Consider the following 24,158-nt stretch of genomic DNA (forward strand, 5'->3'; position numbering starts at 1 on the left):
ACGGCCATGGCCGTGCAGATCTCCGCGCTGACCGGCGGGCACCGGTCCGCCGTCATCGACCTCTGCCGGGTGGCGCTGGACCTCCCGGACGACGCCGCGGAGGCGGCCGAGATCGTCTCCTGCCTGCTGGAGCGGCCGGGCGGCGTGCTCGGTTTCGTGGCCGTCGACGGCACCGACCTGCTCGGCGTGGCGCTCGGCTCGATGTCCGGGCAGCAGCCGCCGGCCGGGCACGTGGACCTGATCGCCGTACATCCGCGGGCCCGGCGGCGAGGGTTGGCGCGGGCCCTGCTCGGGGCGCTCGAACCGGCGTTGGCGGACCGCGGAGCCGCGGAGTTCGCCCTGGCCGGCAACCCGCCGTACTACGCCTGGCCGGGCATCGACGTCCGCTACACCCCGGCGATCTGCGCGGCCACCGCGCTCGGGTACGCCCAGCACGACACCGCCTGGAACATGACCGTCGACCTGGCCGGTGCGGCCGACCCGGCGGTGCGGGACGGCCTGGCGGTGCGGGACGGCCTGGCGGACGAGCAGCGGCTGGCCGGGCGGGGCATCACGGTACGCCGGGCGACGCCCGGGGACGTCCAGCGGCTGGCCGCCTTCGCCCGGGAGGGCTTCGGCGGCTCCTGGGACGGCGAGCTGGGCCGGTCGGTGGGCCGGTCGGGCGCCGGCTGCCACCTGGCCGAGGACGGCGAGGGCGGGTTGCTGGGCTTCGCCGCGTACGGCTCGGCGCGACCGAGCTGGTTCGGGCCGATGGGTACCGCGGCGGCGGCACGCGGTTCGGGCATCGGCGCCGTGCTGCTGCGCCGCTGCCTGCGGGACCAGGCCGCGGCCGGGCACCGGCGGGCCGAGATCGGCTGGGTCGGACCGGTGCGGTTCTACGCCGACGCGGTGGGCGCCCGGATCGAACGGGTCTTCGTGCTGTACCGCAAGGCGAACACCGACAAAGCGCAGCAAAAGCCCCGATAACTCGGTTCGGCCGCTGGCCACCCGGCCCACCCCTACCGTGAGGTAGGAGGTGCCGACAATGACAGCGAGCGAGAAGGCCGCCGAGGACCACGGCGCCCCGGCGACGCAGGCCGGGCACCCGACGGACGCGCAGACACCGCCGGCCGGGCCGGCGACGGAAACCCCGCCGACCTCGGCCGAGGCCGGGACCGAGACCGGGGCCGAGGCGGCGGGACTGGCGGTCGACCGGATCGACTTCGGCGACATCGCCCAACGCATCGAGATGGACAGCTTCGACCCCGACCCCGTCGTCGAACCGCTGGAGTTGGTCGATGCGCCCGTGCCGGTGCCGGACCCGCCGGCCCGCACCAGCCGGCGGCGCGGATCCGGCCGCTACCGCCGCTGATCGGGATCGCGGGTCACGCCGCCGGCACGGTTGCCGGCGGGTCTCCCGGCGCGGTTAGCCGCTGCGCGCTCCGGGCACGGTTGCCGGCGGGTCTCCCGGCACGGTTGCCAGCGGCGTTCCGTGCACGGTTGCCGGCGGGTCCCCGGGCATGACGACGGGGGCGGGCCGCTGACGCGACCCGCCCCCGCTCGGTAGAGCCTGGACTCAGAAGTCCATGTCCCCGCCGCCCGGCGCGGCCGGGGCAGCCGGGGTCTTCTCCGGCTTGTCCGCGACCACGGCCTCGGTGGTGAGGAACAGCGCCGCGATCGACGAGGCGTTCTGCAGCGCCGACCGGGTCACCTTGGCCGGGTCGATGATGCCCGCCTGGAGCAGGTCGACGTAGTCGCCGGTGGCGGCGTTCAGGCCGTGACCCGGGTCCAGCGAACGAACCCGCTCCACGACGACGCCACCCTCCAGACCGGCGTTCACGGCGATCTGCCGCAGCGGGGCGTCCAGCGCGATCTTCACGATCTGCGCGCCGGTCGCCTCGTCACCGACCAGGTCGAGCTTGTCGAAGGCGGTCTTGCCGGCCTGAACCAGCGCGACGCCACCACCCGGGACGATGCCCTCCTCGACGGCCGCCTTGGCGTTACGCACGGCGTCCTCGATGCGGTGCTTGCGCTCCTTCAGCTCGACCTCGGTGGCCGCGCCGACCTTGATCACCGCAACACCGCCGGCCAGCTTGGCCAGGCGCTCCTGCAGCTTCTCGCGGTCGTAGTCGGAGTCGCTCTTCTCGATCTCGGCGCGGATCTGGTTGACCCGACCGTTGATCTGCTCGGCGTCGCCGGCGCCCTCGACGATGGTGGTCTCGTCCTTGGTCACCACGACCTTGCGGGCCCGACCCAGCATGTCGATGCCGACGGCGTCCAGCTTGAGGCCGACCTCTTCGCTGATGACCTGGCCACCGGTGAGGATGGCGATGTCGGTCAGCATGGCCTTGCGGCGGTCGCCGAAGCCCGGCGCCTTGACGGCGGCGGACTTGAAGGTGCCCCGCACCTTGTTGACGACCAGGGTGGCCAGCGCCTCGCCCTCGACGTCCTCGGCGATGATCGCCAGCGGCTTACCCGACTGCATCACCTTTTCCAGGATCGGCAGCAGGTCCTTCACCGAGGAGATCTTGCTGTTGACGATCAGGATGTACGGGTCGTCGAGGACGGCCTCCATACGCTCCGGGTCGGTCCAGAAGTAGGGCGAGATGTAGCCCTTGTCGAAGCGCATACCCTCGGTGAGCTCCAGCTCCAGGCCGAAGGTGTTGCTCTCCTCGACGGTGATGACGCCTTCCTTGCCGACCTTGTCCATCGCCTCGGCGATGATCTCACCCACGCTGGTGTCACCGGCGGAGATGGAGGCCGTGGAGGCGATCTGCTCCTTGGTCTCGATGTCCTTGGCGAGCTTGGAGAGTTCCTCCGACACGTTCGCGACGGCGGCCTCGATGCCCCGCTTCAGGGCCATCGGGTTCGCGCCGGCCGCGACGTTGCGCAGGCCCTCGCGGACCAGCGCCTGGGCCAGGACGGTCGCCGTCGTCGTGCCGTCACCGGCAACGTCGTCGGTCTTCTTGGCGACCTCCTTGACCAGCTCGGCGCCGATCTTCTCGTAGGGGTCCTCGAGCTCGATTTCCTTGGCGATGCTCACACCATCGTTGGTGATGGTGGGGGCACCCCACTTCTTCTCGAGCACGACGTTGCGGCCCTTCGGGCCCAGCGTCACCTTTACGGCGTCGGCGAGGGTGTTCATGCCCCGCTCGAGGCCGCGGCGCGCCTCTTCGTCGAACGCGATCATCTTGGCCATACGGCGTTGTCCTCCTGGACACTCACGGCCGCCCGGACCCGCTGGCCCGAACCTGCCGCCTGACTACGCACCTTCGGACGTCACTACCTGGCGACAGTGACGTCCGCCGGCCGGGCGGAAAGCCCGCGACGACCGGCCACGTGCCGCGATGCCCTCCGGCTCACGGCCATGGCCCTACCGCCCCGACCTTGGCACTCACATGGCGCGAGTGCCAATTCCTTGTTTAGCACTCTCACCCATCGAGTGCAAGCCGGTCTGGACCCCGTCAGCCCCATTCACCCGCCGGCCCTCGGCGACCACCAGCGCCTCCGGCGCCCGGCGCCCCGCAGGATGGGGCCGAGCAAGAAATCGGGCGGACCGGAGACCCGGCCGCGCCGCGCCGGCAGGCAGTCCCGGCGAGACAGGTTGATCGTGGATTTCTGGTGCCCCCTGGGGGGCAGCGGGAATCCACGATCGCCGGGTCGACAGACGCCGGGCACAGCACGGCACCGATCGGGGCCGAAGCGCGGCCACCGCTACGGCGGGCCGGGCGCCCGGCGCGCCCCGGGCCGGAGCAGCGGGACGGCGGAACGGCAGCGCGATCCGCGGCGGAGTTGCAGCGCGACCCGGCGCGCGGCAGCGGAGCAGCGGAGCGGCAGTGCGACCCGCCGCGCGGCGGCGGAGCAGCGGAGCGGCAGTGCGACCCGCGCGGGTGCGACCCGCTGGAGAGCGGCAAAACGGCGGAGCGACCACGCCGCGGGCTGCAGGGGTGCCCGTCGAAGCAGGCTCAGGCGATGACGCGGACCTGCTCGGCCTGCGGACCCTTCTGGCCCTGCGCGATCTCGAACTCGACGCGCTGCCCGTCGTCAAGGGCCTTGTAGCCGTCCATCTGGATCGCGGAGAAGTGGACGAAGACGTCCTGCCCGCCATCCACCGCGATGAACCCGTAGCCCTTTTCGCTGTTGAACCACTTGACGGTGCCCTGTGCCACGGTGCACTTCCTCACATCGATGATGCGGGCCCGGGTGGACCCCCGGCCCGGCATACGCCGGCCCCGGCCGCCGGCCGAAGGCCCGTGGCGGGCCATCGAAATCGGCGGCCGAAATCGCACGGTACACGAGGCGTGACGCCCGCGCACTACCGCAAAACGGACGCCTGACCAACCCGACCGGGTGGGGCAGCGACACCGCACGCGAAGCCGTTCCCCGGGCCGGTCCCATCGATGAGATTGGTTGTCCGAGACAACCCGCCAACCGGGTTGCCGGGACCGCCGGCCCCGGGTAGGCATGCAGTCATGACGAGCGCCCGGCGCGGTTGGTCGCGCCTGTCGTCCCCCGCGTACCCCTCGGGCGGCGCCGGCCGGCGACCGGACCGTGTCCGGGTCGACGGCCGGGACACGTCCGGCGGACGCGGCGGGGCGGTCCCGCCGGGTCCGGTCACGGTCCGCCGGGTCACCGTCGAGGACGCGGCGCGGATGCGGGCGCTGCGGCTGGAGATGCTCGCCGACTCGCCCCTGGCCTTCCTGGAGACCGTGGCGGAGGCCGCGGCCCGGCCGCACCCGGAGTACGCGGCCCGGGTCGCCGAGTGCGCGAGCGGACCGCGGCGCGCCCAGTTCGTCGCAGAGGTCGACGGCCGGTTCGTCGGGCACGCCGGCGGTACGGTCGCCCTCGACGACCCCAGCCTGACGGTGATCTTCGCCGTCTACCTGACGCCGTCCTGGCGCGGAAGCGGGCTGCTGGCCGACCTCGTCGAGGCGGTCGCCGCGTGGTCCCGGGAGTGCGGCCGGTTGGACCTGCTGCTGGAGGTGGTGGTCGGCAACGACCGCGCCGTGCGGGCGTACGAGCGGCTGGGCTTCACCGACACGGGGGTACGGGTCCCGCACCCGACCGTGCCGGTGATGACCGAGCTTCAGATGCGCCGACCGGCCTGAGCCGGGGCCGCGGATCGGGCCGGCGCCCGGTCAGGCCGGGCGGCGGCTCTGCACGATGCGGAACCGGTTGGCCACGTACGCGCCGTCGGTGAGCGCCGCGTTCGCGGCCGGGTTCGCGCCGCTGGCGTGGAAGTCGGAGAACGCCGCGGACTGGTTGACGAAGACGCCGCCGGTCAGGTTGCAGGACAGGTGCACCCCGACGTCCAGCGCCGCCTCCTCGACGGCGTCCAGCACCGCGGGATCGGTGGCGTAGACCGCGGCGGTCAGCGCCCCGCCGCTGCCCACGGTCCTGCGGAAGATCTCCAGGCTGTGCGCGGTGGAGTCGGTGGCGATCACGAACGAGATCGGTCCGAACCACTCCTGGCCGTACGTGTCCACGGCGTCCGCGTCCAGCTTCACGATGGTGGGGGTGCGGACCACGGCGCCGGGGAACCGCGGGTGCTCGACGGTACGCGCGGGCAGCACGGTCTCGCCGACCGCGGTCACCTCGTCGAGCCGCTTGAGCACCCCGTCGTTGACGATGGCGCCGGTCAGCTCGACGCCCCGGGCCGGGTCGCCGGTGAGCTTGCCGATCGCGGCGGCGATACCGGCGGCCACCTCGTCGAGGCTCTTGTGCCCCTGGTCGGTCTCGATGCCGTCCCGGGGCACCAGGATGTTCTGCGAGGTGGTGCACATCTGCCCGCTGTACAGCGTGAGCGTGAAGCCGAGGTTGCGGCACAGACCGGCGAAGTCGTCGGTGGAGTCGATGACGACCGTGTTCAGGCCGGCCTTCTCGGTGTAGACGGCGGCCTGCCGGGCGTTGGCCTCCAGCCAGTCGCCGTACTCGCTGGAGCCGGTGAAGTCGACGATCCGCACGGCCGGGTCCAGGGCGAGGGTGGAGGCGAGCCGCTCGTCCGGCGCCTCGGCGGCCAGCAGCACGAGGTTGGGGTCGAATCCCGCCTCGGCCAGCACCTCGCGGGCGTACCGGACGGTGATGGCGAGCGGCAGCACGGCCCGCGGGTGCGGCTTGACCAGTACGGGGTTGCCGGTGGCCAGCGACGCGAAGAGGCCGGGGTACGAGTTCCAGGTCGGGAACGTGTTGCAGCCGATCAGCAGGCTGACCCCGCGCGGCACCACGTGGTAGGTCTTGGTCATCCGCAGCGGCTCGCCCTTGCCGGCGGGCTTCTCCCAGTCGGCCGTGCCGGGGTGCCGGGTCATCTCCGCGTACGCGTAGGCGACCGCCTCCAGCGCCCGGTCCAGCGCGTGCGCGCCGCCGGCCTGGAACGCCATCACGAACGCCTGCCCGCTGGTGAACTGCACCGCGTTGGCCAGTTCGAAGACGTGCCTGTGCAGCCGGGACAGGATCTCCAGGCACACCCCCACCCGGGCCTGCGGGCCGGCGTCGCGCCAGGCCGGCAGCGCGGCGGTGGCGGCGGCGATCAGCTCCGCCGGCTCGCCGTGCGGGTAGCGCACGTGCAGGTCGATGCCGAACGGGCTGGTCTCGGTGGCCACCCGGTCCCGGGTGCCGGGCTGGTCGAGCGGGAAGTCGGCACCTAGGTACGCCTGGAACGCGGCCTCGCCCTCGGCCGCCGCGTGCTCGCCGTACACCCGCGGGCTGGGCGACTCCGGGTAGGCGGACCAGTAGCCACGCTCGGTTATCGCGTGCAGCGCCCGGGTGAGGGTCTCGGCGTGCGCGGCGTAGAGGGGATGCGGGGTCTCCGTCATGCCCGCCATCATGCCCCAGGCCCACCGGCGGCGGTAAGGCCAGCACACGTTACAAGGTGACCGCGAAATCACCAGGATGTGTCACAGCGTGAGCTGCCACGCCTGCCAGATGTCCAGGGGGCGGTAGCCCAGCAGCTCGTTGATCGAGATCATCTGTTCGTTGTCGGTCGCGTTCCAGGTGTCCACGACGCACAGCTCCGGTTCGTGCGTCAGCGTGTACCGCAGATTGTCGATCTTGACGGCGGCGCCGAGCCGGTGCCCGCGGTGCTCCGGGTCCACCAGGGTGATCTGCTGGTACGCGTGCCAGGCGTCGGTGGCGGCGAACATGATCCTGGTGAAGCCGACCAACCGGCCCGTGGCGTCGTCGCGGGCGGCGGCGCTGTAGAGCCGGCGCCCCCGGTCCACCAGCAGCCGCTCCTCGGCCTCCTGCCGGGTGACGTCGATGTTCTCCTGCTCCCACACCAGGTCGCCGATCGGCGCGTCGGCCATCAGCCGGCTGTTCAGGTACGCGATGTCGGCCAGGTGTCCCGGCTCGGTGAGCCCGGCCCAGCAGATCGTCGAGTAGCCGGCGGCCCGCCGCCGCCCCGCCGCGTACGCCGCGTCCAGCGCCGGCCAGTCCACCGTGCCGACGTCCAGCCGCCGGCGAACCTCGTCGAGCACCGCGGTCGCCCCCATCGCCGCGGCGAACGCGGAACCGGCCGGATCCCGCGGCGGGCCGTCCGGCAGCCCGGACACCACCTCGCCGACGATCCGCTTGCGGCCCAGTTCCCGGGCCAGCCGCACGGCGTACCCGTGCAGCGCCCGCCCCACGCCCCGGCGCAGGTGATCGGGGTGCACGGCAATGTCCAGTTCGGCGTTCCCGGTGTTGTCCAGCATCGGCAGGTGCAGGGTGGCGAACCCGACCGGCGTCCCACCCACCACCGCCAGCAGGGCCCGGACCTGCTGGCCCGGCATCGGCTGGCGGATCCCCGCGGCGACCTCCCGGCGGCCGCGCGGGGGAAGGTCCGCAACGGTGGCGGACGCGCTGGCCCGCCGGATCCGGTACGCCTGCGTCACGGCTTCGTCGTCGCGCGGGTCGAGCGGCACCACATCGATCGTCACACGGGTGACCGTGCCGCAACCCGCCCGCTCGGCGCGACCGAATTTCGGCCGCGGCCGAGCGCAGGAAAGATTTTGGTCGGGAGGGACGACCGCACAACGCCTCCGGCGCTGGGTCGGTAGAGCTTGAAAAGTCTCCGGCGGTACGCCCTCCCGCACGGAGCATCTTGCGCCGCCCAGGATGTCCAGTCAAGTACTCGAAGGCAGTTTTTCTGCTACCCACAGCAAATCCCCAGCTACCAAGCGCAGCGATCCGGCCACGGACCGGGTCGGTGCGACCGGCGGGTCAGCCGAGCAGGCCGGCGTCCCGGGCCGCCCGCAGCGACGGCCGGACCCGGTGCGTCGGACCGGCCGCGCCGGCCACCGCGTCCAGCGTCTTCAACCCCTCGCCGGTGTTGTAGACGACGGTCTCCCGGGTCGGGTCGAGCCGGCCGGACGCGACCAGCTTGGCCAGCACCGCCACCGTGACGCCGCCGGCGGTCTCGGCGAACACGCCGGCGGTCCGGGCGAGCCGCCGGATGCCGTCGCGGATCTCGTCGTCGTCGGCGAAGTCCATCCACCCGCCGGTACGCCGCACCGCCTCCAGCGCGTACGCGCCGGCGGCCGGGTCGCCGATGTTCAGCGACTTCGCGATGCCGGTCGGCCGGACCGGGGTGATCACGTCGGTGCCGGCGTGCAGGGCGGCCGCGATCGGGTTGCAGCCCGCGGACTGCGCGCCGAACACCCGCCACCCGTTCGCCGGCGCGTCGACCAGCCCGATCTCCACCAGCTCGGCGAACGCCTTGTCCACCTTGGTCAGCAGCTCGCCGCTGGCCATGGGGATCACAACCTGTTCCGGGATGCGCCAGCCCAACTGCTCGGCCACCTCGTACCCGAGGGTCTTGGAACCCTCGGCGTAGTACGGCCGGACGTTGACGTTCACGAAGGCGGTGTCGGCGAACTCGTCGGTCTCCACCAGCTCGCCGCAGAGCCGGTTCACGTCGTCGTACGAGCCGTCCACGGCCACCAGCTCGCCGTCGTACACGGCGGTGGTGACCACCTTGCCCAGTTCGAGGTCGGCGGGGATGAAGACGATCGACGGTACGCCGGCCCGGGCGCCGTGCGCGGCCACGGAGTTGGCGAGGTTGCCGGTCGAGGCGCAGGCGAAGCGGGTGAAGCCGAGGCCCTTGGCGGCGGTCAGCGCCACCGAGACCACCCGGTCCTTGAACGAGTGGGTGGGGTTGGCGCTGTCGTCCTTGACCCACAGCGGGGCGCTGATGCCGAGTTCGGCGCCGAGCCGCGGCGCCGGGACCAGCGGGGTGAGCCCCGGGTCGAGGCTCACCCGGGCGGCCGGGTCCTGGCCGGCGGGCAGCAGCGGGGCGTACCGCCAGATGTTGGCCGGACCCGCCTCGATCTGGGCGCGGGTGACCCGGGCCAGCGCGGCGGCGTCGTAGCCGACCTCCAGCGGGCCGAAACACTCGTAACAGGCGTGCTGGGCGATCAGCGGATATTCGGCGCCGCAGCCGCGGCAGACCAGGACCCGGGCCGGGGTGCCGGTGGAGGTGGTGGGCAGTGTCGACGTCATGTCGTGGGGTCCTCTCATCTTCCCCCGCTTCACGCGGCGGGGACGGAATTGGCACCTGCCGCGCAGGACTCGTCGTCGAGTCACGCACGGTGGTTGCCGGGGCGTCATCGGGCCGTATCCCTCAGCCCCTCTGGATGAGGTATGCAGTTGTACCGGCCAGCTTACCGGCCGCCGGGCGACGGACCCGACGGGACTCCCACATGCAGGGATACCGCCCGGCGCGGTACGGCGACGGGTCCGGGCCGCAACGGCGTGGTGATCACCGCGCCGGCGACCGACAGTTGTTCGACAGCAATCGAACAACTGTTATAGTGACCCGCGTGACGCTTGACGAGCCGGAGCTTGCCGCCGTACCGGTCACCACCGTGCTGGCGGCGTTGGCCGACGACGTCCGGTTGCGCATCGTGCGCGAGCTGGCCCGCGGCGGCGAGTTCGCCTGCGGCGCCTTCGACCTCGGGGTGGCCAAGGCCACCCGCTCGCACCACCTGAAGGTGCTGCGCGAGGCCGGCCTGACCCGGACCCGGATCGCCGGCACCACGAGGCACATCCGGCTGCGCCGCGACGAACTCGACCGGCACTATCCCGGCCTGCTGGCCGCCATCCTCGGGGCGCCCACCGCCGAACCGCGACCGGACGGCGGGCCGCAACGGGACGCCGGGCCGCGACCGGACGCCCGGCCGCGACCGGCGGCGGTCAGCTCGTGACGTCCTTGCGGGTGAACCGCCAGAAGGCGAGCGAGATGAACAGGGTCGCGTAGACCAGCGCCGACACGCAGCCACGCAGCAGGTCGTCCGGCTGCACGGGGTGGACAGCAGGCCCAGCCAGGCCCGGCTGTAGTGGGTCGGCAGGATGTCCCGGAGCGCGCCCAGCGCGGTGATCTGGTCCAGGATGCTGGACAGGATCCACAGCAGCACCGCGCCGCCCACCGCGCCCAGCGCCGCGTCCGTGGAGACCGACAGCAGGAACGCGAGGCCGGCCACCACCAGCAGCGCCACCGCCAGGTAGCCGACGATGCCGAGCAGCCGCAGCGCCCCCTCGCCGGCCGGGATCTCGGCCGCCACCGTGCTGCGCAGCGGATGCCAGCCGTACCGCAGCGTGCCGGCCAGCACCGCCGTGCCGGCCAGCAGCAACAGGGCCAGGCCGGAGTACGCGAGCGCCACCACCAGCTTCACGGCCAGCAGCCGGGCCCGGGGCACCGGCGCGGCCAGCAGGTAGCGCAGGCTCCCCCAGCTCGCCTCGCTGGCCACGGTGTCGCCGCAGAACAGCGCGACCACCACCACCAGCAGGAACGACGCCGACACAAAGACCGAGAACAGCGCGAAGTTGAGCCCGCCCGAGGTGGCCAGGTCGACCAGGCTGCCGAACTCGTTGTCCTCGCCGCTGCCGTCGCCGCCCGAGTTGAACTGGAACGCCACCAGCACGATCAGCGGCAGCAGCACCATGCAGGCCAGCCCGAGCTGGGTACGCCGGCGCGCGGCCTGGCGACGTACCTCCGCCCAGACCGGCAGGGTGGATCCCGGCCGGTAGCCGGGCGCGGCGCCCGCCGGCCCCGGGGGCCGGTCCGCGACCCGCGGCCCGGCGGCCGGCCGATCCGACGTGCGTGCCATCAGCGGTCCCCACTTCCCCGAGAGTGCTCGCCGACCAGCGAGAGGAAGGCATCCTCCAGGCGGCGGCGGGGCATCACCCGGTCCACCCCGATCCCGGCCTGGACCAGTTCGGCCACCACCGCGCTGCGGGCCGTGCCGTTGGTGTCCACCACGAGCGTGCCGTCGTCCTCCGGCAGCACCTGGACGCCGGCCATCCGGCCCAGCACCGCCCGCGCGGCCTCCGGATCGGTGACGTCGAAGCGCACGCTCGGCGACTCGCCGACGATCTCCGCCACCGGTCCGGCCGCGACGATCCGGCCCTTGTTCACCACCACCGCGTGCGTGCAGGTCTGCTCCACCTCGGCAAGCAGGTGGCTGGAGACCAGCACCGCCCGCCCGTCGGTGGCGTACCGCTGGAGCACCCGGCGCATCTCGGCGATCTGCGGCGGATCCAGGCCGTCGGTCGGCTCGTCCAGCACCAGCACCGCCGGCAGGCCCAGCATGGCCTGCGCGATCGCCAGCCGCTGCCGCATGCCGTGGCTGTACGTGCGCACCTTGCGGTGCACGGAGTCACCCAGGCCGGCGATCTCCAGCGCCGTCTCGAAGTGGGCGTCCGCCGCCGGCCGCCCGGTGGCCCGCCAGTACGCCCGCAGGTTCGCCTCGCCGGACAGGTGCGGGAGGAACCCCGGCCCCTCGACCAGGGCACCGATCCGGGACAGTACCGGCGAACCGGGCACCAGCCGGTACCCGAAGACGTAGATCTCCCCCGCGCTCGGCCGGGTCAGCCCCATCAGCACCCGCAGCGTGGTGGTCTTGCCCGCGCCGTTCGGGCCGAGCAGCCCGACCACCTGGCCCGGATGCACCTCGAAGTCCACCCGGGACACCGCGACGAACCCGTCCGCGTACTCCTTGCGCAGGTCCCGCACCACCAGCGGTACCTGGGCGTGGTCCGGGTGGACGGTGTCGGCCCGCCGCCGGGACCGCAGCCGCCCGACCAGCAGCACCCCGGCCAGCCCGAGCAGGAGCGCCGCGACCAGGCCGCCGAGCACCCAGCGCCAGACCGCGGCCGGGGTCGCGATCGGCATACCGCTCAGGGTCGGCAGCGTGACCGCACCGTCCCCGAGCGCCACCGTGTACACGGTGGGCGCGTCGGGCGTCGCGTACGCCTGATCCGAGGTGGCGACGGTGATCCGCACCCGGTGCCCGGCCTCGATCCGGCGGACGATGGCCGGCAGCGTCACGGCGACCGGGGCGGCGGCCGTGACGTCGGTCGGCAGCCCGGTCAGCCGGACCGGCGCCACCAGCCCGTCGGGCAGGGTGGCCACGCCCTTGGGGTCGACGTCGTAGAGCTTGACGAACAGCACCGCCTCGCCGGTCGGCGACGCGGCCCGGATCGACACCGTCGGGGCGCCGGCCACGTCGACCGCCTCGGCCAGCGGCGCCGAGTCGAACCGGGCGTACTGGCCGGGCAGGTCCGCGGCCACCCCCGGCAGCGCGCCGCCGGCCCCGCCGGACACCGCCGCCGCCGCGGACAGGCCGCCCAGGCCGGGCAGCGAGGAGATGGCCGCCGGGTTGCCCCGGGGCGGGTTGACGGCGGCCTGCGCCGGACCCGCCACCCGCACCGTCCGGGTCGCGCTGCCGGTCAGCCCCGGGTACCGGTCGGTGGTGTACCCGGTGGCCAGCAGACCCCGGTTCACCGCGTCGAACCCGGCCAGCCGGGACCAGGTGAAGCCGGCGCCGGGCGGCGGACCCGTGCCGCGCACGTAGTGGTCGAGCCACTGGGCCGTGAGGTAGCGGAGCCGGTCCCGGTCGCTCTGCGGGCCTGCGCCGCCGTCGTGGCCGCCGGTGTACCAGGCGACCCGGACGGGCGTGCCGGCGGCCGCGATGCCGCGGGCGTTGGCGTCGGCCTCGGAGAGCGGGAACAGCGTGTCCGCCTGGCCCTGGATGAGCAGCGTCGGCGCCTTGACCCGGTCGAGCACGCCGGCCGGGCTGGACCGGCGCAGCAGGGCCACCGCGTCCGGGCTGGCCCGGCCGGTGGTGGCGATCTCCAGGTACGCCCGGCAGACGTCGGCGGCGAACCGCCCGCAGGAGGGGTCACCGGTGTCCGCGGCGGGGCCGCCGCCGGTGGACCGGCCGGCGGAGCCGCCGAAGAAGATCCCCGCCCAGCCCTTCTTGAACACCCCGTCGGTGGCCGGCCGGCCGGCGGACTCGGGCAGGAAGGACCGGGCCAGGTCGTTCCAGGTGATCATCGGGACGATGGCGTCCACCCGCGGATCCTGGGCGGCGAGCAGCAGGGCGAGGCCGCCGCCGTACGAGCCGCCGACCACGCCGACCCGGGGGTCGCCGGCCGCGTCCCGGCGGATGTCCGGCCGCGCGGCCAGCCAGTCCAGCAACCGGGACGCGTCCCGGACCTCGTAGTCGGGGCTGTCCAGATGGATCTGCCCGCCGCTGCGGCCGAACCCGCGGGCCGTCCAGGTCAGCACGGCGTAGCCGCGATCGGCCAGGTCCTCCGCGTCCGAGCGGACGGACTCCTTCGTACCCCCGAAGCCGTGCGCCAGCAGGACCGCCGGCACCGTACGGGCCGCGGACGCGGATTCCGGCAGGTAGAACCGGGTGTCCAGGTCGATCCGTCCGGTCCCGGTCGGCCCGGCGGCGACGCTGATCAGTTGGTCGGTGACGGTGTACGCCCGGCGCTGCGGCCAGGCCGCCCAGATGGCGACGCCGGCGGCCAGCGCGGCGACGACCGCGACCGTGACCGTACGCCGGGCGGTCATCCGGGGCAGTGCGCGGCGGACCCGCACAGCGATCGGCATGGGATCACCGTACGGGCGTCCACCTGAGCGATGGCTGAGATCCCCCGTTAGGTTGGCCACCCCGGCCGTTCGGCAGCTAGCGGCACTTCACGGGGCAACGTTCCCGCCGGCCGGCGCGACAAGTTCGGACTCCGTGAATTTGGATGTTCTCCCACAGATCCCCTAATCCACTGATCTGGGCTCACCATTTGCAACCTAAGGCTTGATCAGCCGTACGGAGGGTCACCAAACCGCCTGGTGACGGAAACCTGACTGCTCGGAGCCGATGGTTGCCCGCATGCATCCGTTAGGTTTCCGGTCCGGTGCATGGGACTTCGACGGCTCCCCGCGACCGAACAGCTTCCGGGCCCCGCGCCCGCCGCTCCAGCCTGCTCACGTTCGCCACGACTCCCGTGTGGAGGAGACCGACGATGGACAACCGCACCGCCCCGGCCGCTCCACGGCCGCCCGCACCCGGCATCGCGCTGCCGCTGGTGCTGGCCATCGCCCTGCTGGTACCGGTGGCCGTGCTCTTCGTCCAGGTCTGGCGGGACGTCGACGGCGACCGGACGGCGGCACAGCGGGAGCGCGACGGCATCGCGTACCTCCAGTCGCTCTGGCCGGTGACCAACGCCCTCACCGACGCCCAGTCGGCGGCGATCACCGGCCGCCCGGTGGGGCGCGCCGCGCTGGACCGGGCCGTCGGGCAGGCCGACGCCGCGGACGCCCGGTGGGGCGACGAGCTGCGCACCCGGGAACGCTGGACCGCGCTGCGTGCCAGGATCGACGCGCTGCCCGAGCGGGCGACCGGCGGGATCCCGGCGACGCTGGCGGCGTACCAGGAGGTGACCGACCTGCTGCTGGCGCTGTACGCCAAGGTGCAGGACAGTTCGGGCCTGGCCCGCGAGCCGGACGTGGACGCGGCGAACCTCCAGGACGTACTGGCCCGCGACCTGCCGGCCGCGCTCGTCTCCGCCGGCCGGCTCTCCGACGTGATCGCGATCTCGGCCGCCGCCTCGGACGCCGACCGGCTGCGCACGGTCACGGAACTGGCGGCGGCCCGGCTGTCCACCTTCGGCCCCGCCAACGACGCGGTCGCCGACCTCCAGGAGGCCGTCGACGCCACGCAGAGCACGGATCTCGGCAGCAACCTGCTGAGCCAGCTGGACAACTACCAGCGGGCGATGAGCGCCCTGGCCGACGCAGCCGCCCTGCCGGCGGCGACCGCCGCCGGCAGCACCGCCGACGGCGACGGCGGCACCGGTACGGCCGACGGCACCGGCGGCGCCAGGGCGGTCATGCCCGACCCGGCCAAGGTGGCCAAGGCCCGGGAGGCCGCCCAGCAGGCCGCCTCGGATCTCGGCATGATCCTGCTGACCGAACTCGACACGCTCGTGCAGGACCGGGCCGACCGCACCGACAACCGGCGCTGGCTCGCGCTCGGCGCCGCGGGGCTGGCCATCCTGCTCACCCTCGCCGTGATCGTCGCGGCGGTGCTGTCGGCCCGCCGTCGGGCGGCCCGGGCGAGGATCGCCGCGGTGGCGATCGCCACCGGGCTGGCCGACCCGGGGGCGGCCGGCGACGAGCGGTCCAGCGCCGACCCGCCGCCCGCCGACCAGCGCCGCTGGGAGCCGGTGGAGTGGGCCGAGCCGGTCGGCGTGGGCCCGAACGTCCGCCCGGCGCCGGCCGCCGCGCTGCGGGACAACCAGCCGACACGGTGGGGGCGTACCGATGCTGCTCGGTAGGCTGCGGATCCGCGGAAAGCTCGCGCTGTTCGCGGTCGTCCCGCTGTTCAGCATGCTGGCGCTGGCCGTGCCGGTGGTGCACGACCGGATCGCCGCAGCCGCCGACGCCGGCGACCTCGCGGCGACCGTCCGGATCGCCAACCGGGTCGGCACGCTGGTGCAGGATCTCCAGCAGGAGCGGCTGCTCTCGATCGGCTACCTGCTCGGCAAGGTCGACCGGAGCCAGCTGGTGCAGAAGTCGGCCACCGTCGCCGACGGGGTGGCCGACCTGGCGTTCGAGTTCGACGGGCAGTTGACCGAACGGGTGCGCACGGCGTTGGACGACACCCGCAAGCTGGCCGATCTGCGCACGGCCGTGCTGTCCCGGCAGGCCGACACCGACCGGGTGATGACCGCGTTCTCGACGGTCGACAACGCGCTGATCAGCGCCCTGCGGTTGCAGTTCGATGTGGACACCAGCACGGCGGCCGGTCGACAGGTCCTGGCGCTGGACGCGCTGCTGCGCGCCGACGAGGGCATCAGCACCAGCGCCAGCCTGATCGTGCTGCTGGGCGCCAGCCGCGGCAACGTGGCGGCCACCCAGCAGATCAGCGCGGCGTACGTGGGCACGCTGGCCGCCCTGAAGGTCGACAACCAGCGGTTCCGCGCCCTGGCCACCCCCGAGCAGTACCGGCTGGCGCAGCTGGAGGAGACCGCCGTAGCGGCCCGGACCAGCAAGGACTTCCTCAACGCCGGCGCCCTCGACCCGGCCAGCGCCATCGCCAGCACTCCGCCGGAGACGCTGTTCGCGGCGGTGTCCTCGCTGATCACGCTCGGCCAGTTCGTCGAGAAGAAGGTGGCGGCCGACGTCATCGCCGAGGTGACCGGCCAGCAACGCCGGGCGCTGACCGAGGCGTACCTGGTGGCCGGCGCCGTGCTGCTGACCCTCGTGCTGGTCGTCGTGCTGAGCCTGCTGCTGGCCCGTACCGTGTCCCGACCGCTGACCCGGCTGACGCACTCCGCCGACCGGGTGGCCCGGCTGGCCGAGGCCGAACTGACCCGGATCGCCGACGACGAGACGGAATCGGCGGGTCCGCTCCGGTTGGACCGGGTGGATGTCCGCTCCCGGGACGAGATCGGCGACCTGGCCCGGGCCTTCGACCGGGTGCAGGGCACCGCCGCCCGGCTGGTGGAACGCCAGGTGGTGAGCCGGCGCAACGTGGCCCAGATGTTCGGGCACGTCGGCCGCCGTACCCAGAACCTGGTCGGCCGGCAGATCTCGCTGATCGACCGGCTGGAGCACCGGGAGACCGACCCGGGCCGGCTCCAGCACCTGTACCGGCTCGACCACGTCACCAGCCGGCTGCGCCGCAGCGCGAGCAGCCTGGTGGTGCTCTCCGGCTCCACCGGCACGGACGGCCACACCGAGCCGGCCTCGCTGTCCAACATCGTCCGGCTGGCGCTCGGCGAGATCGAGGACTACACCCGGGTGGACGTCCGGGTGGAGCCCGACATCCTGGTGGCCCCGGCCGTGGTCGGTGACCTCGTCCTGGCCCTGGCGGAGCTGATGGAGAACGCCACCTCGTTCTCCCCGCCGCACACCCGGGTGAGCGTCACCGGGCAGCGCACCGCCAACGGTGCCCGGATCAGGCTGGTCGACCACGGCATCGGACTGCCCGACCAGCGGATCGCCGAGGAGAACGCCCGGCTCACCCGGCGGGAACGGCTCGACCTGGCGCCCACCGAGGTGCTCGGCCTGTTCGTGGTCGGGCGGCTGGCCCGCCGGCACGGCTGGCGGGTCGAGCTGTCCCCGACCCCCGGTGGCGGCATCACGGTCGAGCTGGAACTGACCGGGCGGCTGCTCCAGGAGGTCCGGCCGGACGAGCCGACCGTGACGATGCCCCGGGTGATCGAGGGGTCCGGCGCCGCGCTGCGGCCGGACCGCGCGACCGGCGGACTGGCCGGCGCCGGCGCGGCGGCCGGGATGGCCGGTGCCGGTGCGGAGCCTTCCGTCGGCGCGGCGGCCGGCCGTCCCGCGATCGGGCCGGCGGGTCCGCCGGCCGAGCCGACCGGGCCGGTACCGGCGCCGGCCCCCGCCACGGCCATCGTCCCGGAGTCCATCGTGGCGGCTCCGACGGTCCCCATCACGGCGCTCACGGCCGCGACGCAGGGTTCCGTCCTGGGCGCGTCGCCCACCATGGAGCTTCCGGCGGTGACCGGCGCCGGGCCGGCGACCGCACCGGGCAACGCAACCGGCAACGCACCGGGCACCGCAACCGGCACCGCGATGGGCGCCGCACCGGGCGACGCGACGGGCGACGGATCCGGTACGGGAACCCCGTTGCCGGCCGACCGGGCCGCCGGAGGCCGGCCGGGCGGAGCGCCGACCGGTCCCGCGTTCAGCAAGGAACTGGTGGACCGGGCCACCCGGCTGATGGCCGGCCAGTCCTGGAACGCCTTCAGCCCGCTCACCGGTCACGCCCCCGCCGACCCCCCCGCCGACCTCCGCGCCGGAGCCCGCACCCAGGAGGTCGACGGCGAACCGGCCACCGAGCCGGTGCGGGGTACCGCCAGCGTCCGGACCAGCCGCCCCGGGCTGCGCCAGCGGGTCCCCGGCTCGCACCTGACCAGCCGCGGAACCGGCGGACAGGCCAACGGTGGACAGAACAACGGCGCCCGGCCGAACGGCGGCCCGAACCCGGACATGGTGCCGGCCGGCGCCGCGGGCAGCCGGGCCGGCACCGCCGAGGCCGCCGCCCAGGCCGATCCCGCGGCCGTCCGGGCGCTCGTCGAGCAGTTCGAGGACGGCGTACGCCGGGCGCAGGAGGATGCCAGCGGACCGGACGGTACCGACGACCGGAGCATGCTGGCCGGAGCGCGATCCGGCCGGCACATCCGGCTCAACCGCCGGGTACCCGGTGATTCCCTGGAACCGGGCGCGGTCCGGCTGGACCGGATGCCGACTCCCACCTCGCCCGCCGATCCCGAGGAGGCCCGTAGCCTCATCACCGAATTCGAGTCCGGGGTTGCCCGCGCGCTGAGCGAGATCAGGTCCGAACGTCGCGACGAAGAGGGATCACCAGAATGAGCAGTCCCTTCACCCAGAACCAACCGGAGCGCACCGAGCACGGTCCCGCGGACCTCAGCCCCGAGGCGCGTACCTTCAACTGGCTGCTCGACTCGTTCACCACCAACACGGCCGGCGTGCTGGAGGCGATCGCCGTGTCCTCGGACGGCCTGCTGATGGCGATGTCGGCGATCCGGGACCGGTCCAACGCCGAACGGCTCGCCGCCGTGGTGTCCGGGTTGACCAGCCTGGCCGGTGGCGCGGCCAACTGGTACTCGCTGGGCAACCTCAACCGGGTCGTGGTGGACATGACCGACGGATACCTGCTGGTCAGCTCGATCAGCAGCGGTTCGGTGCTCGGCGTGGTCGCGGACCGGTCCGCCAACCTCGGGACGGTCGCCTACGAGATGACCCTCTTCGCCGGTCGGGCCGGGGCTGCTCTCACGCCACGGCTGATCGTCGAGCTGAAGAACTCCGTTCAGTCGTGACCTGGCCCGGCGGCGACGATCCGGATCCGGAGCACCGGGCCAGGATCCGACCGTTCCTCTCGTCCCCGTTCCCACTCGGGAGCGGGGACGACGGTCGGACGGAGGCGGACGCGCCGACCGGGGCGCCGCGACCGTTCGTCCTGACGGCCGGGCGGGTGGCCGGAGCGGATCCGGCGATCGGCCTGGAGACGCAGGTGACCACCCGGGCGGGGTTCGGGGTCGGGCGGACGACGCTGGTCGAGCTGCCCCCCGAGTCGCAGGGCATCGTGCGGCTCTGTCAGGAACCCCTGTCGGTCGTCGAGATCTCGGCCCGGCTGCGCCTCCAGTTCGGCGTCACCCGCGTCCTGGTCGGCGACCTGCGGGCCGCCGGCTACCTCGACGTGCACGTCGAGGCCGATCCCACCACGAATCCCGACCTCATCCTGAGAGTTATCCATGGACTCCGTGCGCTCTCCTAACTGGCAGGTCGTCGACCCGGGTCCGGTGCCGCACCGACCGGGCCGGCACGCCGCCCCCACACCCCGCCGGTGCCGGTCAAGGTCCTGGTCGCCGGCGGCTTCGGTGTGGGCAAGACCACCACCGTGGGCGCGATCTCGGAGATCGCGCCGCTGACCACCGAGGCGGAGATGACGACCGCCGGCATCGGGGTCGACGACCCGGGCACGATCTCCGGCAAGACGACCACGACGGTGGCGATGGACTTCGGCTGTGTCACCATCGACCAGAGCCTGAAGCTGTACCTTTTCGGCACGCCCGGCCAGGCCCGCTTCGGCTTCATGTGGGACGACCTGGCCCGGGGTGCGCTGGGCGCGCTCGTCGTGGTCGACAGCAGCCGGCTGGACGACTGCTATCCGGCCATCGACTACTTCGAACGGGCCGAACTGCCGTTCGTGGTGGGGGTCAACGCCTTCCACGGACGCCTGGAACACTCGCTGGAGGAGATCCGCTGGGCGCTGGCCATCAACGAGACCGTACCCGTCACCCGTTTCGATGCGCGGGACCGGTTATCGGTTCGGGACGCGTTGCTGATGGTATTGGAGCGGGCACTGGCGCGGGCACTGCGGGATGGATCGGCCTGAGCGCGCCGAGGGCAAGCAGGAAAGGGGAGCCCCCATGCGAGGCGAACTCGACGATGCGCTGAACCGGATGGCGCGGATGGAGGCGCTGAGCCGGCGCCGCGCCGGTGACCAGGCCGGACAGCGGGCCGATGAGCGCAGCTCCATCGCCGAGGCGATCGAGGCGATCCGCCAGGTGGTCGCGCAGCATCCCCGGCTCCGCGTCGCGCTCTGGGCCGAGGAGGGGGCCACCGGCGTGGGCGTGCGGGTGGAGTGGCTCAACGGCGAACTGATCGTGCTGCACGACGACGAGCCGCCACCGCCGCCGAACACCGGCGCCGCGGCGGAGCCGATCCGGGTGACGGCGGAGTCGCCGGTCCGGCCCCGCCCGGCCGAACCCGTCCCACCCGCCTCGGCGCCGCCGCATCCCGGTACGTCGAGGGCGGCGCACTCCGAGCCGGTCGGCATGCCGCTGGCCCCGCGTTCCGAGCCGATCGGTACGTCGTGGGCGACCCGTTCCGAGCCGATCAGCACGCCCCTGACCCCGCGTTCCGAGTCGGCCGTGCCGGTGCCCGCGGCGTGGCAGCCGCCTCCGCCGGTACCGACCGGGGGATCGACCGGCACGACGTGGGCGCCCGATCCGGAGACCGACGCCGAGTCGGCGGCCCGGCTCGCCGAGCTGATCCGGCGTGACCCCTCGCTGCTGCGCGCCCCGGAGGACCCGTACCCGCGGAACTGACCGCGCGGCCGGGCGCGGCGCCGGCCCGGCTCCGACCCGCCGCCGGGGCTGATCCGGTCCGGCTCGACTCGGATCCACCGCCGGGGCTGACCCGGCCCGGCTCGGACCCGCCGGCGGGCGGCGGCTCAGGCGTCGAGGCGCAGCTCGGCCTGCACGGCGCTGCCGTCGGACCGCAACTCGGCGCCGCAGCGGCCCAGCACGGCCAGCGCGGCGCCGTTGCCGGTGGTGGTGCTGGCGACCACCCGGCTGGCGCCGGCCCGGACCGCCTCGTCCAGCAACGCCCGCAGCGCGGCCAGGCCGATCCCCTGGCCACGGGCGGAACGGCCCAGCCACATCCCGGTCTCCACGCAGTCCGGCGCATCGGTCCGGCTCATCCGGATCATGCCGACCACCTCGCCGCTGGCCTGGATGGCGTACATGACCGTGCGGGTCGGCCCGTCCAGTCCGCCGAAGTTCGCCCGGTGGAACTCGCGGAACGCGTCCCGGCGGGCCTGCGACCAGCCGGCCGGCGCCTCGACCGGCGGCATCACCTCCGCCGGCTCGGCCTCGGCGGCGGCCACCGACAGCAGCGGCTCCAGGTTCTGCTCGTTCATCGGCGTGAGCCGGACGTCACCTGCCACGAACGGCGATTCTAGGGCGTGTCCCGTGGTCTCCGGGGGTCCGCGACGCAGCCCGTGCCGCTATCCGTCCGGCCACCGGCCGACGGCGGTCCGTCCGGACGATCGCGGGGTCGGCTACCCGTCCGACGACCGTCCCGCCCACGGGTCGTAGTCGACCTCCAGTTCCTCCTGCTCCGGCCGCTGCCCGGGCGGAACGTGCCGGAGGTTGATCCGGATCCGGTACCAGACCGAACTGCTCCCCCGCATCCCGTCCACCAGCGTGTCCGCGGGACGCAGGTACGGCGTCACCGCCGGGTGGCGCTCGCGCCAGCGGGCGAGCCCGGCCAGCGCCTCGTCCCGGGTACGCGCCCGGGCGATCTCGATCAGCGGCATCGCCGACCGCCGCCGACCCGCGCCGGCCGGCCCGGACTCCCTGCCGTCAGCGCCGGTCGGCCCGGACTCCCGACCGTCGGCGCCGGTCGGCCCGGACTCCCGACCATCGGCGCCGGTCGGCCCGGACCCCCGCCGGCCGCGCGGCGGCTTCTCCGCCGGCCCGAGAACCCCGGCCCGGTCGAGCAGCGAATCGAGCGAGCCGGCCGTACCGTCCATCCCGGCCCACGGGTCGCCCAGCTCGGCCCACCTGCGGGGAACCGTCGTCAGCGTGCCGTGCCCGGGGCCGAAGGTGGTCAACTCCTCCCAGCTCAACGGGGTGGAGACCCGGGCGTCCGGGGTCGGCCGCACCGAGTACGCCGAGGCGACGGTGCGATCCTTGGCATTCTGGTTGAAGTCCACGAAGACGCCCTCGCGTTCCTCCTTCCACCACCGGCTGGTCGCCAGGTCGGGCGCCCGCGACTCCACCTCCCGGGCCACCGTCTCGGCCGCGAGCCGCACCTTCGGGTACGGCCACTCCGGCGCGATCCGGGCGTAGACGTGGATGCCGCGCGACCCGGACGTCTTCGGCCAGCCGACCAGCCCGTGATCGGCCAGTACCTGCCGGGCCACCATCGCCACCTCGACGATCTGCGGCCACTCGACCCCCGGTACCGGGTCGAGATCGATGCGCAGTTCGTCCGGGTGGTCGAGATCCTCGGCCCGGACCGGGTGCGGGTTGAGGTCGACGCAGCCCAGGTTGACCACCCAGGCGAGCTGGGCGGCGTCCCGGACCACCACCTCCGCGGCGGACCGGCCGGAGGCGTAGTGCAGCTCCGCCGCCTCGATCCAGGCGGGCCGGCTCGCCGGCGCCCGCTTCTGGAAGAACGCCTCCTCGTCGATCCCCTTGACGAACCGCTTCAGGATCATCGGCCGCCCGGCGACGCCCCGCAGCGCCCCGTCGGCCACGGCAAGGTAGTAGCGCACCAGGTCGAGCTTGGTGTGACCGGCGGCCGGGAAAATCACCTTGTCCGGGTTGGTGATTGTCACCTCCCGGCCGGCGATCTCCAGGACCTGTCCCGTGGCCATGCTCCCACCATAGGGCGGACCGGCCCGACCAGCGGATCAACCGACCCGACCTCGCGAGGCACCGGCTTTGTGGGCGCCGGCCCTCGGGCGTCCGCGTTCCGTCGCCGGCCTGGGGGATCGATCCGCGATTCCGGAACCAGGCTGCCCGCCTGCCGGTACCGTCGGCAACGGCGTGGCGGCGGACCGGCCGAGGGCCGGCGGGCGCGGCGGAACGACCGCCGCGACACCGATCGACGCCGGTGAGGACGGGGGTCCCGGGATGTTGAAGCACCTGCACGAGATGGGTCTGCGAGCGGAGCACTGCTACATGGCGGGCCTCGCGAGCATCGGCGTCTCGTTTGTGAGCTGGGCCATCTCAAGCCGGTTCGAGCACGCCGGGGTCGACCGGGCCGACCGGTGGGGCATCTTCGTGGGCGAATGGGCGCCCACCTTCATCGCCCTGGGCAACGGGTTGCGCACCTACGAGCGGTAGCCGGCCCGGAGGACCCCGAAATCAAGACCTCGGGGCCGACCCGCCAGGGTCGACTTCTCAAGGTCATGGGTGGGGTCGACGGTCGAGGGCCACGCGTGGGGGTCAAGGGCCAAGGGTCGAGGGCCGCGCGTGGGGCCGGAGGTCGGCGGCTGGCGGCCGGGCCGAATCCGGGGCCCTAGCGGCGGCGACCGCGGGAACGGGTGGCGCGCAACCGCCGGAGCCGACCGATCAGCACCGGCTCCGCCGCCAGCGCCGCCGAATTGTCCAGCAACCCGTTGAGAATCTGGTAATAACGGGTGGCGGTGATCCCGAAGGTGTCCCGGATCGCCTGCTCCTTGGCGCCGGCATGCCGCCACCAGCGCCGCTCGAAGTCGAGAATGGCCAACTCCCGCTCGGAGAGCGGTGGCGCGCTGGGGCCGGCCCGCCCGGCCCGGGTGGCCGCGACGGCAGCGTCCGGCTCGTCAGCGCCTGGCTCGTCAGGCCCGCCCACCTTCGCGGCAGACGGCTCAGTGGTGGCCGGGTTGGTAACGGTTGGCTCAGCAGCCTCCGGCTCGGCAGGCGTGGCCGGCTCGATGTCCGGTCCCGATGCACGCTGCGGCACTGACGCATCGTCGGGACGCGCTCGGGGCGCCGGAACCGCCGGTCTCGTCCGGCGGGAGCCGGGGGTCCCCGCCGACCCGTCCCCCGCCCGGTCGCGGGCGTCGGCGGGCGGTGGCATGGCACTC

20 protein-coding genes, 1 pseudogene and 1 riboswitch are annotated in these 24,158 nt (G+C 73.8%); of the genes and pseudogenes, 11 read left to right on the plus strand and 10 right to left on the minus strand.

The window, feature by feature from the left end; genetic code table 11:
- Positions 1-6 precede the first annotated feature (6 nt).
- Positions 7-966: a GNAT family N-acetyltransferase gene (locus CIK06_RS26555; protein WP_095568159.1), complete on the plus strand. Its 960-nt coding sequence runs from the start codon at positions 7-9 to the stop codon at positions 964-966.
- Positions 967-1,024: 58 nt separating this feature from the next.
- The gene (locus CIK06_RS26560) at positions 1,025-1,351 is read left to right on the plus strand and encodes a hypothetical protein (protein ID WP_095567092.1); all 327 of its coding nucleotides are present in this window, start codon (positions 1,025-1,027) and stop codon (positions 1,349-1,351) included.
- Positions 1,352-1,555: 204 nt separating this feature from the next.
- On the opposite strand, the gene groL is transcribed toward CIK06_RS26560, so the two are convergent.
- Together groL and CIK06_RS26570 are read right to left on the minus strand one after the other, a co-directional pair.
- A complete protein-coding gene (gene groL / locus CIK06_RS26565) occupies positions 1,556-3,178 on the minus strand; it encodes a chaperonin GroEL (protein ID WP_095567093.1) in 1,623 nt (540 codons plus the stop codon).
- 766 nt (positions 3,179-3,944) lie between these two features.
- Positions 3,945-4,148 (minus strand): cold-shock protein, encoded by a 204-nt coding sequence (locus CIK06_RS26570; RefSeq protein WP_095568160.1) that lies wholly within the window; start codon positions 4,146-4,148, stop codon positions 3,945-3,947.
- A gap of 483 nt (positions 4,149-4,631) precedes the next feature.
- On the opposite strand from CIK06_RS26570, the gene CIK06_RS26575 reads away from it, so the two are divergent.
- Complete coding sequence (locus CIK06_RS26575) at positions 4,632-5,087, plus strand: GNAT family N-acetyltransferase (RefSeq protein ID WP_232534382.1); 456 nt, start codon at positions 4,632-4,634, stop codon at positions 5,085-5,087.
- A gap of 30 nt (positions 5,088-5,117) precedes the next feature.
- Here CIK06_RS26575 and paaN read toward each other — a convergent pair whose 3' ends face one another.
- The 3 genes from paaN to thrC all read right to left on the minus strand — a co-directional run bounded on the left by paaN (position 5,118) and on the right by thrC (position 9,453).
- Positions 5,118-6,791 carry a phenylacetic acid degradation protein PaaN gene (paaN, locus tag CIK06_RS26580; RefSeq protein WP_198348024.1) on the minus strand — a complete coding sequence of 558 codons (1,674 nt, stop codon included), beginning with the start codon at positions 6,789-6,791 and terminating at the stop codon, positions 5,118-5,120.
- A gap of 81 nt (positions 6,792-6,872) precedes the next feature.
- The gene (locus tag CIK06_RS26585) at positions 6,873-7,892 is read right to left on the minus strand and encodes a GNAT family N-acetyltransferase (protein ID WP_232533885.1); all 1,020 of its coding nucleotides are present in this window, start codon (positions 7,890-7,892) and stop codon (positions 6,873-6,875) included.
- A gap of 283 nt (positions 7,893-8,175) precedes the next feature.
- The gene (gene thrC / locus CIK06_RS26590) at positions 8,176-9,453 is read right to left on the minus strand and encodes a threonine synthase (protein ID WP_095567096.1); all 1,278 of its coding nucleotides are present in this window, start codon (positions 9,451-9,453) and stop codon (positions 8,176-8,178) included.
- Positions 9,454-9,464: 11 nt separating this feature from the next.
- Positions 9,465-9,594: riboswitch (SAM riboswitch) on the minus strand.
- 59 nt (positions 9,595-9,653) lie between these two features.
- Here thrC and CIK06_RS26595 point away from each other — a divergent pair.
- Positions 9,654-10,157, plus strand: coding sequence for a helix-turn-helix transcriptional regulator (locus CIK06_RS26595; protein ID WP_232533886.1), 504 nt, complete (start codon positions 9,654-9,656; stop codon positions 10,155-10,157).
- Here the strand turns inward: CIK06_RS26595 and CIK06_RS26600 are convergent.
- A pseudogene (locus CIK06_RS26600) lies at positions 10,147-11,060 on the minus strand (ABC transporter permease). The gene CIK06_RS26595 and the pseudogene CIK06_RS26600 sit on opposite strands and share 11 nt — an antisense overlap.
- Complete coding sequence (locus tag CIK06_RS26605; RefSeq protein ID WP_095567098.1) at positions 11,060-13,852, minus strand: alpha/beta fold hydrolase; 2,793 nt, start codon at positions 13,850-13,852, stop codon at positions 11,060-11,062. Before CIK06_RS26605 ends, CIK06_RS26600 begins: the two are co-directional and overlap by 1 nt.
- A gap of 410 nt (positions 13,853-14,262) precedes the next feature.
- On the opposite strand from CIK06_RS26605, the gene CIK06_RS26610 reads away from it, so the two are divergent.
- From CIK06_RS26610 to CIK06_RS26635, 6 genes are read left to right on the plus strand one after another with little or no spacing between them, the layout of a single operon-like run.
- On the plus strand, positions 14,263-15,576 hold the full coding sequence (locus CIK06_RS26610; RefSeq protein ID WP_095567099.1) for a hypothetical protein: 1,314 nt from the start codon (positions 14,263-14,265) through the stop codon (positions 15,574-15,576).
- Complete coding sequence (locus tag CIK06_RS26615) at positions 15,563-18,643, plus strand: nitrate- and nitrite sensing domain-containing protein (RefSeq protein WP_095567100.1); 3,081 nt, start codon at positions 15,563-15,565, stop codon at positions 18,641-18,643. Before CIK06_RS26610 ends, CIK06_RS26615 begins: the two co-directional genes overlap by 14 nt.
- Positions 18,640-19,110: a roadblock/LC7 domain-containing protein gene (locus CIK06_RS26620; RefSeq protein WP_095567101.1), complete on the plus strand. Its 471-nt coding sequence runs from the start codon at positions 18,640-18,642 to the stop codon at positions 19,108-19,110. Before CIK06_RS26615 ends, CIK06_RS26620 begins: the two co-directional genes overlap by 4 nt.
- Positions 19,107-19,568, plus strand: coding sequence for a DUF742 domain-containing protein (locus CIK06_RS26625; protein WP_095567102.1), 462 nt, complete (start codon positions 19,107-19,109; stop codon positions 19,566-19,568). Before CIK06_RS26620 ends, CIK06_RS26625 begins: the two co-directional genes overlap by 4 nt.
- The gene (locus CIK06_RS26630; RefSeq protein WP_095567103.1) at positions 19,569-20,189 is read left to right on the plus strand and encodes an ATP/GTP-binding protein; all 621 of its coding nucleotides are present in this window, start codon (positions 19,569-19,571) and stop codon (positions 20,187-20,189) included.
- 34 nt (positions 20,190-20,223) lie between these two features.
- Positions 20,224-20,904, plus strand: a complete 681-nt coding sequence (locus tag CIK06_RS26635; RefSeq protein WP_095567104.1) for a hypothetical protein — start codon at positions 20,224-20,226, stop codon at positions 20,902-20,904.
- Positions 20,905-21,029: 125 nt separating this feature from the next.
- On the opposite strand, the gene CIK06_RS26640 is transcribed toward CIK06_RS26635, so the two are convergent.
- A complete protein-coding gene (locus CIK06_RS26640) occupies positions 21,030-21,524 on the minus strand; it encodes a GNAT family N-acetyltransferase (RefSeq protein ID WP_095567105.1) in 495 nt (164 codons plus the stop codon).
- A 114-nt stretch (positions 21,525-21,638) separates the two neighbouring features.
- Entirely contained in the window at positions 21,639-22,961 is a 1,323-nt protein-coding gene (gene ligD / locus CIK06_RS26645) for a non-homologous end-joining DNA ligase (protein ID WP_095567106.1), read from the minus strand.
- A 259-nt stretch (positions 22,962-23,220) separates the two neighbouring features.
- Here ligD and CIK06_RS26650 point away from each other — a divergent pair, with 259 nt between their 5' ends.
- A complete protein-coding gene (locus tag CIK06_RS26650) occupies positions 23,221-23,433 on the plus strand; it encodes a hypothetical protein (protein WP_095568162.1) in 213 nt (70 codons plus the stop codon).
- A gap of 175 nt (positions 23,434-23,608) precedes the next feature.
- Here the strand turns inward: CIK06_RS26650 and CIK06_RS26655 are convergent, their stop codons facing one another.
- Positions 23,609-24,151: a DUF3263 domain-containing protein gene (locus CIK06_RS26655; protein WP_095568163.1), complete on the minus strand. Its 543-nt coding sequence runs from the start codon at positions 24,149-24,151 to the stop codon at positions 23,609-23,611.
- Between the last annotated feature and the right edge of the window lie 7 nt (positions 24,152-24,158).

Origin of the sequence: Plantactinospora sp. KBS50, from assembly GCF_002285795.1 — a bacterium.
Lineage (GTDB): Bacteria > Actinomycetota > Actinomycetes > Mycobacteriales > Micromonosporaceae > KBS50.

Excerpts from the sequence above, each read along its gene's own strand:
- CIK06_RS26555 (WP_095568159.1), top strand. The coding sequence starts at position 7 with ATGGCCGTGCAGATCTCCGCGCTGACCGGCGGGCACCGGTCCGCCGTC.
- CIK06_RS26635 (WP_095567104.1), top strand. The coding sequence starts at position 20,224 with ATGCGAGGCGAACTCGACGATGCGCTGAACCGGATGGCGCGGATGGAG.
- CIK06_RS26615 (WP_095567100.1), top strand. The coding sequence starts at position 15,563 with ATGCTGCTCGGTAGGCTGCGGATCCGCGGAAAGCTCGCGCTGTTCGCG.
- CIK06_RS26595 (WP_232533886.1), top strand. The coding sequence starts at position 9,654 with ATGCAGGGATACCGCCCGGCGCGGTACGGCGACGGGTCCGGGCCGCAA.
- paaN (WP_198348024.1), bottom strand. The coding sequence starts at position 6,791 with ATGACGGAGACCCCGCATCCCCTCTACGCCGCGCACGCCGAGACCCTC.
- groL (WP_095567093.1), bottom strand. The coding sequence starts at position 3,178 with ATGGCCAAGATGATCGCGTTCGACGAAGAGGCGCGCCGCGGCCTCGAG.
- CIK06_RS26605 (WP_095567098.1), bottom strand. The coding sequence starts at position 13,852 with ATGCCGATCGCTGTGCGGGTCCGCCGCGCACTGCCCCGGATGACCGCC.
- CIK06_RS26620 (WP_095567101.1), top strand. The coding sequence starts at position 18,640 with ATGAGCAGTCCCTTCACCCAGAACCAACCGGAGCGCACCGAGCACGGT.
- CIK06_RS26560 (WP_095567092.1), top strand. The coding sequence starts at position 1,025 with ATGACAGCGAGCGAGAAGGCCGCCGAGGACCACGGCGCCCCGGCGACG.
- ligD (WP_095567106.1), bottom strand. The coding sequence starts at position 22,961 with ATGGCCACGGGACAGGTCCTGGAGATCGCCGGCCGGGAGGTGACAATC.
- thrC (WP_095567096.1), bottom strand. The coding sequence starts at position 9,453 with ATGACGTCGACACTGCCCACCACCTCCACCGGCACCCCGGCCCGGGTC.
- CIK06_RS26575 (WP_232534382.1), top strand. The coding sequence starts at position 4,632 with ATGCGGGCGCTGCGGCTGGAGATGCTCGCCGACTCGCCCCTGGCCTTC.
- CIK06_RS26650 (WP_095568162.1), top strand. The coding sequence starts at position 23,221 with ATGTTGAAGCACCTGCACGAGATGGGTCTGCGAGCGGAGCACTGCTAC.
- CIK06_RS26655 (WP_095568163.1), bottom strand. The coding sequence starts at position 24,151 with ATGCCACCGCCCGCCGACGCCCGCGACCGGGCGGGGGACGGGTCGGCG.
- CIK06_RS26610 (WP_095567099.1), top strand. The coding sequence starts at position 14,263 with ATGGACAACCGCACCGCCCCGGCCGCTCCACGGCCGCCCGCACCCGGC.